Source organism: Streptomyces scabichelini (assembly GCF_011045015.1).
Lineage (GTDB): Bacteria > Actinomycetota > Actinomycetes > Streptomycetales > Streptomycetaceae > Streptomyces > Streptomyces scabichelini.
Map to the genome: position 1 here is coordinate 18,207 of NZ_JAAKZY010000138.1, position 9,105 is coordinate 27,311.

Annotated in this window: 9 protein-coding genes; 8 read left to right on the forward strand and 1 reads right to left on the reverse strand. The window is 70.8% G+C overall.

The window, feature by feature from the left end; all coding sequences use genetic code 11:
- Positions 1–27 precede the first annotated feature (27 nt).
- The 8 genes from G5C60_RS33480 to G5C60_RS33515 all read left to right on the forward strand — a co-directional run bounded on the left by G5C60_RS33480 (position 28) and on the right by G5C60_RS33515 (position 7,801).
- Positions 28–1,329: a beta-ketoacyl-[acyl-carrier-protein] synthase family protein gene (locus G5C60_RS33480; protein ID WP_165264780.1), complete on the forward strand. Its 1,302-nt coding sequence runs from the start codon at positions 28–30 to the stop codon at positions 1,327–1,329.
- Positions 1,326–2,471, forward strand: coding sequence for a beta-ketoacyl-[acyl-carrier-protein] synthase family protein (locus tag G5C60_RS33485; protein WP_206440311.1), 1,146 nt, complete (start codon positions 1,326–1,328; stop codon positions 2,469–2,471). Before G5C60_RS33480 ends, G5C60_RS33485 begins: the two co-directional genes overlap by 4 nt.
- A complete protein-coding gene (locus G5C60_RS33490) occupies positions 2,468–3,454 on the forward strand; it encodes a beta-ketoacyl synthase N-terminal-like domain-containing protein (protein WP_165264782.1) in 987 nt (328 codons plus the stop codon). The genes G5C60_RS33485 and G5C60_RS33490 overlap by 4 nt, the downstream gene beginning before the upstream one ends.
- Positions 3,454–4,335, forward strand: coding sequence for an alpha/beta fold hydrolase (locus G5C60_RS33495; RefSeq protein ID WP_165264783.1), 882 nt, complete (start codon positions 3,454–3,456; stop codon positions 4,333–4,335). Before G5C60_RS33490 ends, G5C60_RS33495 begins: the two co-directional genes overlap by 1 nt.
- Positions 4,336–4,340: 5 nt before the next feature.
- Positions 4,341–5,489: a beta-ketoacyl synthase N-terminal-like domain-containing protein gene (locus G5C60_RS33500; RefSeq protein ID WP_165264784.1), complete on the forward strand. Its 1,149-nt coding sequence runs from the start codon at positions 4,341–4,343 to the stop codon at positions 5,487–5,489.
- Positions 5,490–5,563: 74 nt separating this feature from the next.
- Positions 5,564–6,244 carry a 2-hydroxychromene-2-carboxylate isomerase gene (locus G5C60_RS33505; RefSeq protein WP_165264785.1) on the forward strand — a complete coding sequence of 227 codons (681 nt, stop codon included), beginning with the start codon at positions 5,564–5,566 and terminating at the stop codon, positions 6,242–6,244.
- The gene (locus G5C60_RS33510; protein WP_165264786.1) at positions 6,244–6,531 is read left to right on the forward strand and encodes an SDR family NAD(P)-dependent oxidoreductase; all 288 of its coding nucleotides are present in this window, start codon (positions 6,244–6,246) and stop codon (positions 6,529–6,531) included. Before G5C60_RS33505 ends, G5C60_RS33510 begins: the two co-directional genes overlap by 1 nt.
- Before the next feature lie 55 nt (positions 6,532–6,586).
- Positions 6,587–7,801: a cytochrome P450 gene (locus G5C60_RS33515; RefSeq protein WP_241267274.1), complete on the forward strand. Its 1,215-nt coding sequence runs from the start codon at positions 6,587–6,589 to the stop codon at positions 7,799–7,801.
- A gap of 63 nt (positions 7,802–7,864) precedes the next feature.
- Here the strand turns inward: G5C60_RS33515 and G5C60_RS33520 are convergent.
- The coding region (locus G5C60_RS33520) for an RICIN domain-containing protein (protein ID WP_165264788.1) at positions 7,865–9,105 on the reverse strand (1,241 nt) is incomplete at its 5' end.

Here is a 9,105-nt window from a genome sequence, read left to right on the forward strand (position 1 = left end):
CCAACGACTGTGTATCGGAAGGGTGGCATGTCAGCACAGCACGCAGCACAGCGAGCGATCGGGCCGGCCGGGGAAGAGGCACGCCACCGGGTCGTCCTCACCGGATTCGGTGTGGTTTCCAGCATCGGCCTCGGCGTCACCGAGTTCCTGCGGGGGCTGAGGGAGGGCCGCAGCGGGGCCAAGCCCATCACCGTGTTCGACACGGAGGGGTTCTCTCACTCGACCGGATGCGAGGTCACCGGGTTCGACCCCGCGCAGTGGGTCACGGAGCTCGAACTGGACCAGCTGGGCCGGGCCACGCAGTTCTCGGTGGCCGCCGCCCGCATGGCCCTGGAGGACTCGGGACTCGACCTCGGGCGGCTCCGTGAGCGGCGCGGCCTGATCTCCATCGGCACCACCGACGGGGAGTCCTACGATCTCGACCACCTCGTCGAGGCCGAGATCACCGAGGGCGCCGAGCGGATGGACCCGGTGGCCGTACGGCGGGTTCCCGCGGGGCGGCTCTCGGTGGCCATCGCCCAGGAGTTGGGCCTCAGCGATGTGGAGGCGGTGACCGTCCCCACCGCCTGTGCGGCCGGGAACTACGCCATCGGCTACGGCTTCGACGCCGTCGCCTCCGGTGAGGCCGAGTTCGCGTTCTGCGGCGGCGCGGACGCCATGTGCCGCAAGACGTTCACCGGCTTCTACCGGCTCGGCACCATCGCCCCGGACCGCTGCCAGCCCTTCGACGTCGACCGCAAGGGCATCCTGACGGGCGAGGGCGCCGGCGTCCTCGTACTGGAGCGTCTTGACTCCGCCCTCGCCCGTGGCGCGCACATCTATGCCGAGGTGCTGGGATACGGCCTCAACTGCGACGCGTACCACCAGGTCGCCCCCAACCGGGCGAGCGTCGCCCGTGTCATGGAGCGCGCCCTGGAGAACTCCGGCGTCAAGCCGGAACAGGTCGACCTCATCTCCGCGCACGGCACCGGCACCAAGGCCAACGACGTCACCGAAGTCGGCGCCATCCGCCAGGTGTTCGGGGACACCCCGCCGCGCACGGTGTCGGTGAAGTCGATGCTCGGGCACAGCATGGGCGCCGCCAGTGCGCTCGGGGCGATCGGCTGCGCGCTCGCCATCGACAACCGCTTCGTACCGCCCACCATCAACCACGTCACCACCGACCCGGAGTGCCCCGTCGACTGCGTGCCGAACGAGACGGTCGAGGCCGATCTGAGGGTCGTCCAGAACAACGGGCTCGCCTTCGGCGGCAACAACGCGGTGCTGCTCCTCGGCCGTTACGACGCCACGGCCGATCCCATACGAGTGAAGGAGGACGCGCTGTGCTGAGCCAGTCCATCACCGGCGTCGGCGCCACAGCGAGCACGGGCAGGGGCATCGACGATCTCTTCGAGAACCTGTGCGCCGGCGTCACCGGCCACGCCCCGCTGCGCGGCTTCGACCGGGCCAACTTCCGCGCCCAGTACGCCTACGAGGTCGACAACCGGCCGGCCGTCGGCGTCGATGTCCCGGCCCGGGCCACCGCTCTGCTCCTCGACGCGGTCGGCCAGGCGGCCAAGGACGCCGGCCTCGGCGAGGATCTCCGCGGCATCCCCGTACTTGTCGGCACGGGACTGCGCGAGCTGCGCTCCCTGGAACTGTGGTGGCGCGGAGAGGCCGAACTCACCGAGCACGGGCTGCACTTCGGGCCTGCCCTGCGGGAGCGGTTCGGCGCCGAGCAGACGTACACCTTCTCCAACGCCTGCTCCGCCTCGCTGTACGCGCTCGCCCTCGGCTCGGATCTGCTGGCCGGGCCGGACGGTCCCGACACCGTCATCGTGGCCGGTGTCGACGTGCTCACCGAGAGCATGTACGGACTGCTGGAGCGGGTGCACCCGGTGGCGCCCGAGCGGGTCAGGCCCTTCGACCGCCATCGCACCGGTGTGCTCATGGGCGACGGCGCCGCCGCCGTCGTCCTCCGCAGAGAGGACGCCGGGAACGACGGTCAGCAGGTGCACGGACGGCTGCGCGGCGTCTCGGTCAACTGCGACGCCTTCCACGCCACCGCGCCCTCGCCCGAAGGCATCGCCCAGGCGATGCGGCAGGCGTACACCGCCGCGGAGATCGAACCCGGGCACATCGATCTGGTGATGCTGCACGGCACCGGCACGCTCCTCAACGACGAGGCCGAGGCCATCGCGCTCGCCGAGGTGCTCGGCCCCGACGCGGACAAGCCCTTGATGACCGCCATCAAGTCGATGACCGGACACACCTCCGGCGGCTCGGGCCTGCTCAATCTCGTGGTCGGCCTGAAGGCCATGGACCAGGGGCGGATACCGCCCACGGTCGGCCTGGACGACCCGGTGGACGAGGCCGCCGCCTTCCGTTTCGTCACCGGCGCCGAGCGCCGAGCCGAGCTGGAGACCATGCAGTTGAACGCCTTCGGCTTCGGCGGCATCAACGCGGTCGCGATCGTGGAGGCAGCCCGATGAGCACTGTGCACACCCTCACTGCGGCCGGCGCGATCGTCATCACCGGCGTCAGCGTCCTGGTCCCCGGCGCCGACACCCCTGCGACGCTCGCCGCGGGACCCGGGACGAGCGGACAGCCCGTCGCACCGGAGGTACTGGTCGGCAAGAAGGGCCTGCGCTACAAGGACCGGGCCACCCAGCTCGCGTACTGCCTGGCCTCCGGCGCCCTGATGGACACGGGGCTGCTCGACGAGGACGGGCTGACCGTGCCGGGGACGAGCGTCGGTGTCGTCGCCAGCTCCAACTTCGGCAATCTGGACACCGTGACCGGCGCCGTGGACACCATCAGGGCCCAGACGGTCGCGGCCACCTCACCGATGGACCTGCCGAACGCGTCCAGCAATGTCATCGCCTCCTCGGTGGCGATCAGGTTCGGCCTGCGCGGCCCCAATCTGATGGTCTGCAACGGCGCCACCTCGGGCCTCGACGCCATGCACTGGGCCGCCACCATGATCCGCTCGGGCCGGGTCGACCGCGTTCTGGTGATCGGCGTGGAGCCGGACAACGACGCGGTACGGCGCCTTCTCGGTGACGGTCGTACGGGCGTGGACGGCGGAGCGGCCGTCGTGGTCGAGCGGGACGAGGCCGCCCGGAACCGGTCGGCCGACGTCCGCGCCGTCTACGGCGGCTATGCGATGACCGACGGCGTGCGCTCCTGTGTCGAGGACCTCGGTGGCACGGACGGCCCGGCACCGGTCCGCTGGCAGATCCCGCAGGGCGCCGCCGGCGTGCTGCCCGACGATCTGCTCCCCGGCGTGCCGCGGGACGGCTTCGGTCCCGGACTCGGCCAGGCGTCCGGCGCCCTTGGCGTGCTCCAGTGCGCGGCGGCGACCGGATGGTTCGACGAGGGCGGTACGGGCCCTGTGTACGCGGTGGCCGGCGCGGGCCTGCGTGGCGCCACCTCCGGTGTGTCCCTGCTCGCTCCTGCGGGGAGCCCACGGTGATGCGTCCCCCCGCTCCGTCGGCTCCCGTCGTGCTGCGGCGGCACCCCGGTGCCGCCGCAGCAGGCGCCCCCAAGGTCCTGTTCCTGCACGGCCTCGCCGGCACCGACACGGTGTGGGACGAGACCGCGCGGCAGCTGTCCCCCGACCACGAGGTCTGGTCCGCCGGGCTCCCCTGGCGCGGCCAGGGCGTCACCGGCTGGGGCCGGAGCGCGGACCTCACCCCGTGGGTCGAGGAGGCGCTGGTCTCCGTACCGGGCCCGGTGGATGTGGTGGTCGCGCACTCGATGTCGTCCAATGTGCTGCTCGAACTGCTCGACCGGAGCGGCCGTGTGGACGGCGACGCGTTCAGCGATCCGTTCAGCCGTTTCGGCATCCGCGCCCTCGTCCTCGTCTCACCCTTCTATCGGGGCACGGCCGAGGAGTTCGACTGGGGGACCATCACCCACTACCTCAACGACTTCCATCTGATCCTTCAGGAGGGCATCAGGGCCCACTCCGGCGGCCGGGTGTCGGCGGAGACCGAAGTCGCCATGGCGGAACGGGTCAGGGAGTGGATCGGCCCGTACGGCTGGATCCGGTTCTTCGACCTGTTCCTGCGCACGCCCGAGCTGCGGACGGCCCGCATCGCCGTCCCCTGCCTGGTCATCGGCGGTAAGCACGACATCGCCACGCCGGCGGAGCACGCCATCGCGCTGGCCGGCGCGCTGCCCGACGCACGGCTGCGGGTGCTCGGGCGCAGCGGGCACTTCCCGATGGTGGACGAGCCGGCTGCCTTCGGCGCCGAACTGCGGGCCTTCCTCGGTTCGGTACTGACGTCCGAACTGACGTCAGACATGGCACCTCCGCCCGTTCTGCAAGCAACCCTCACCACAGAAACGTGACGATCATGAGTGCTACCGCAACGGTCGGCCGCCGCCCGGTCATCACCGCCTGGTCCGCCGTCTCGCCGTTCGGCGTCGGCCGGGCCGCGTTCACCGAGGGCATCCGGGAGCGCCGCGACACCACGGCGCCGCTCGGCCCTTCGTACGACAAGACCCCGGAGCCGACCGCCTGCCTGGTACCCGGCTTCGACATCCGCGCGGCTCTCGGCCGCAAGGGAACCCGTTCCATGGACCGGGTCACCGGTCTCACGGTCACCGCGGTCGGTGCGCTGCTCGGCGAGAGCGAGCGCAATCAGCGGGTGGGGACCGGAGAAGGAGCGGCCTTCGCCCTTGGCACCACCACCGGCAGCGCGCAGAGCATGATGGACTTCACCCGCGACTCGCTCACCGGTGAGCAGCCGTTCTTCGTCGACCCCGCGCAGTTCCCCAACACGGTGATGAACTGCGCCAGCGGCCAGAGCGCGATCTGGTACCAGCTCAAGGGCCCGAACACCACGATCGCGGGCGGCCGGGCGGCCGGACTGCACGCCCTCAACTACGCGCGCAGGCTGCTGGCTTCGGGCCATGCGGAGAGTGTGCTGTGCGGCACGGCCGAGGAGTTCTCGCCGGCCCGCGCCTGGCTGGAGCACCACTCCGCCTCGGCCGACTCCTCAGATTCCGCCGATTCCGCCCCTCTCGGCGAAGGCAGCTCCATGCTGCTCATCGAACCCGCCGGGGCCGACGACCAGCCGGTGCTCGCCGAGATCCTCGCTGTCGAACTGGGCGTCATCCTGGGCGAGGACGTGCGCGCCGCCCTCTCCTCCTGTCTGCGCCGCGCCCTGGCCCAGGCCCCGGTGGACCCGGGGCAGATCGTGGCGATCGCCCGCTCCTGCAGCACCGGCCGGGCGGGGGCCGAAGAGCTCCTCGCCATCGCGGACGTCCTGGGCGAGACCGGGGCGGTCGACCTCGCCCCCCATGAGCTGATCGGCGACACCGGAGCGGCTGCCGCCGGCTTCCAGACGGCGTCCCTGCTCGCGTACGCCGAAACGCACCCGTCCGAGGAGCAGCATCCGTCCGACGAGCAGGACGTGTCCGCGGCCACCGGCCGGATCGGCCTGATCACCTCCGTGGACCGCACGGGCTCGGTCGGCTGCGCCCTGCTTCGCCTGCGCTGAAACCGACTCCGCGCCGAACCGGCTGCCCTGCACCGCCTCCGCGCCGAACCACCTCTTCAAGGAGCCCCGGAACCATGGCCCGACGCCGCGCCCCGCGCTGGTACTTCTCCTTCCGCAGCCCGTACTCCTGGATGGCCTACCGCGACCTGACGGACCGCTACCCCGACGTCGCCGACGCCATCGACTGGCTCCCCTTCTGGGAGCCCGACGAGCCCACCGCCCAGGACCTGACCGAGCGGGGCATCCGCCTCCCCTACGTACCGATGTCGCGCGAGAAGCACCTCTACATCCTTCAGGACGTGCGCAGGCTGGCCCGGGAACGCGATCTCGACATGGTCTGGCCGCAGGACCCCGATCCGAACTGGGAGGTCTCACACCTCGCCTATCTGGTCGCGAACCGACTCGGCCACGGCCGCCCCTTCATCGACGCGGTCTACCGCGCCCGCTGGGAACAGGGCAAGGACATCTCCGACCCCGCCGTCATGGCGACCCTCGCCACCGGCCTCGGCCTCGACCCCGAGCCCTTCTCGAACGCGGCCACCGACCCGGCCGTACGGGCCGAAGGCCTCGCCTCCATCGAACTCCTCCACCGCGACGGCGTCTTCGGCGTGCCCTACTTCATCGACGGTTTCGACAAGTACTGGGGCGTCGACCGCCTCCCCGCCTTCGTCTCCCGCATCCGCGCCCAGCACCTGCCCCCCGAACTCCTCACGACCGCCACCGTCGACCAGGGGCACGCGGGGGGCTGCGGCTGATGGGCGGCCACGGGACGGCAACCCGGCGGTGGACTTCGGCCGAGGTACCCGACCAGCGAGGCCGAACCGTCGTGATCACCGGCGCCAACTCCGGCCTCGGCTTCGAGACCGCCCAGGTGTTCGCGCAGCGCGGCGCCACCGTCGTACTGGCCTGCCGGAACCCGGACCGGTCAGCGGACGCCGAAGCCCGCATCATCGCCAAGGCGCCGACTGCGAAGGTCAGCACCCTGCAACTGCGCCACCCGGCCGCTTCTCTCCTTCCGCTCCGCGCCGCACCGGAACCATGATGGTCAAGTGCCGTGATGCGCCGATGAGTTGAAGGGAACGCCGATGGAGAAGTCGATGGCTGAGACGCTTCCGGAGTTCGGCACGAGCCGGGCGCCGGGATGTCCCTTCGATCCCGCACCGGCCATGCGGGCCCGGCGGGAGGAGGGGCCCGTGGTGCGGGTGCGCCTGTGGGACGGCAGCACCCCGTGGCTGGTGACCGGGTACGCCGAGCACCGGGCCGTGCTGAGCGACCCGAGGGTCAGTGTCGCCCCGGCCACCCCCGGCATGCCGAAGCTCTCCCCCTCGGAGGTGCACGCCGACCAGACGGCGCCCGCGCTCAGCTTCATCCTGATGGACGACCCCGAGCACGCCCGACTGCGGCGGATGGTCACCGGCGCCTTCTCCGTCAAGCGGGTCGAGGCGATGCGGCCGGTCGCGCAGCGGATCGTGGACCAGCAGATCGACGCGATGCTGGCGGGTCCAAAACCGGCCGACCTGGTCGAGGCGTTCGCGCTGCCGGTGCCCTCGCTGGTGATCTGCGAGCTGCTCGGAGTGCCGTACGACAGCCATGACTTCTTCCAGCGCAACAGCAAGGTCATCATCAATCGCGACTCCACCGGCGAGGAGCGGCGGGACGCCATGATCCGGCTGTACCAGTACCTGGACGGGCTGGTGGGCGAAAAGCTCGACGACCCCGGCGAGGACCTGCTCTCCGGGCTGACCGGGCGGATCAAGGACGGTGAACTGTCCCGCCAGGAGGCGGTGCAGATGGGTGTGCTGATGCTGTTCGCCGGCCACGAGACCACCGCGAACATGATCGCGCTGGGCACACTCGCCCTGCTGGAACACCCCGAGCAGCTGGCCCGCCTGCGCGAGAGCGACGACCCGAAGTTCATCGCCGGCGCGGTGGACGAGCTGCTGCGCTACCTGACCATCACACACGGCGGAACGCGGCGGGCGGCGCTGGAGGACCTAGAGATCGGCGGCCAGGTCATCCGCGCCGGCGAGGGAATCGTCGTCGTCAACGAGACCGCCAACCGGGACGCCGCCGTCTTCGGCGACAACCCCGACGGGCTCGACCTCGGGCGCGACGCCCGCCGCCATGTCACCTTCGGCTACGGCATCCACCAATGCCTCGGCCAGTCCCTGGCGCGCATGGAACTCCAGGTCGTCTACAGCACCCTCTACCGTCGCATCCCCACCCTGCGCCTGGCGGCGGAGCTGGACGACATCCCGTTCAAGCACGACGGGTTCATCTACGGCGTGTACGAACTGCCCGTCACCTGGTGAGGCCGACGTCGCGGCTGAGGCCGGGGTGAGCCGGCGAGCCGGCTCACCCCGAGGAGCCGTGGATCAGCGTTCGGTGGCAGCGGTCCGAACGGTGACCGTGTCCCATATGAGCGGTGTGTCGTCGAAGACCACCGCAATCTTGATCTTCTCTCCGCCCGCGATCGTCTTCGGAAGCGTCACGCTGCCCTGCTGGGCCTCGTCGAAGGAGACCGGGCCCAGGTCAGTGGCCTTCCCGTCGGCTGCGTACGCGTAGACGTGGCCGGTCGTGTTCGCGTGCAGGGCCGTGCCCGCGGGGTCCGAGGCGGCGGCGTTCAGCGACAGGGTGGCGTTCCTCCCGACGCTGCTCGCGGTCAGACGCTTCGACCGCCTGTCCTTCGTCAGGTCCGCGGAGGCCGGCGCCTGCTGGACGAGCTGCCACTCCTGCGAGCCGTCCTCGACCGCGTTCTGCAAGGTCAGCGGCGCCCCGGCGGATGCGCCCGTCAGGAACACGCTGGAGTTCTTGGCCGCCTGGAACTTGTAGTAGCCGTCGGCGGTCTTGCTGATGTTCCAGACGCCCGTAGGGCTGTTGTCGACCCACTGGCCGATCCGCTGGCCCACCGTCGCGTTCCCCGTCCAGATGCCTGCCATGCGGCCACCCGACTTGTTCAGCAGCGTCGTGCCGCCCTTCGGCGCGTTCACCACGTGCCAGTACTGGGTGTCCTTGTTCGCCGCCGAGCCGGCGTCCTCCAGGCGTACGTCGGGAACGTCCCCGTTGCCGATGTTGGCGTCGTTGGTCTTGCCACCGGTGCCGATGACCTGCCCGGTCTTGCGGTTCACGAGCTGGTAGTAGGCGCCCTCCGAGCGGCCTTGGTCGACCTCGGAGTACCGGATCGTCGAGGTGCCCTGGTGGTTGAGGATCGAGATGCGGCCGGTGCCCTCGACGTACTGCAGGTTGCGGCTGTAGCCGGCCGGCGAGGTCGTCTGGTACTCCTTCCACACGCCGTCGCTGCGTCCGCTCTCGTTGACCCAGACGTTGCCGCTGCCTGCGGCGTTGTACACCAGGCGCCCGTCGGGGAGGTTGATGACGACCGGGCTGCCGTTGACTGCGAGACGACGCGAACCGGTGTCGACCGGCAGTGAGGTGACGGGGTTGTCCGTGGAGCCGCGGTAGAACTTCAGCGGGTCGTCGGCGATCACGTACCGGGTGTTGGTTCCGCCGCCCCAGAACTCGTACGGGAGCAGCCACTTGCCGTCCGTCGTCGGGACGACGGTCGTCATGCCCGGCCGGCCGCCTCCGATCTGCGTCTTGCCGCCGCCCATGTCCT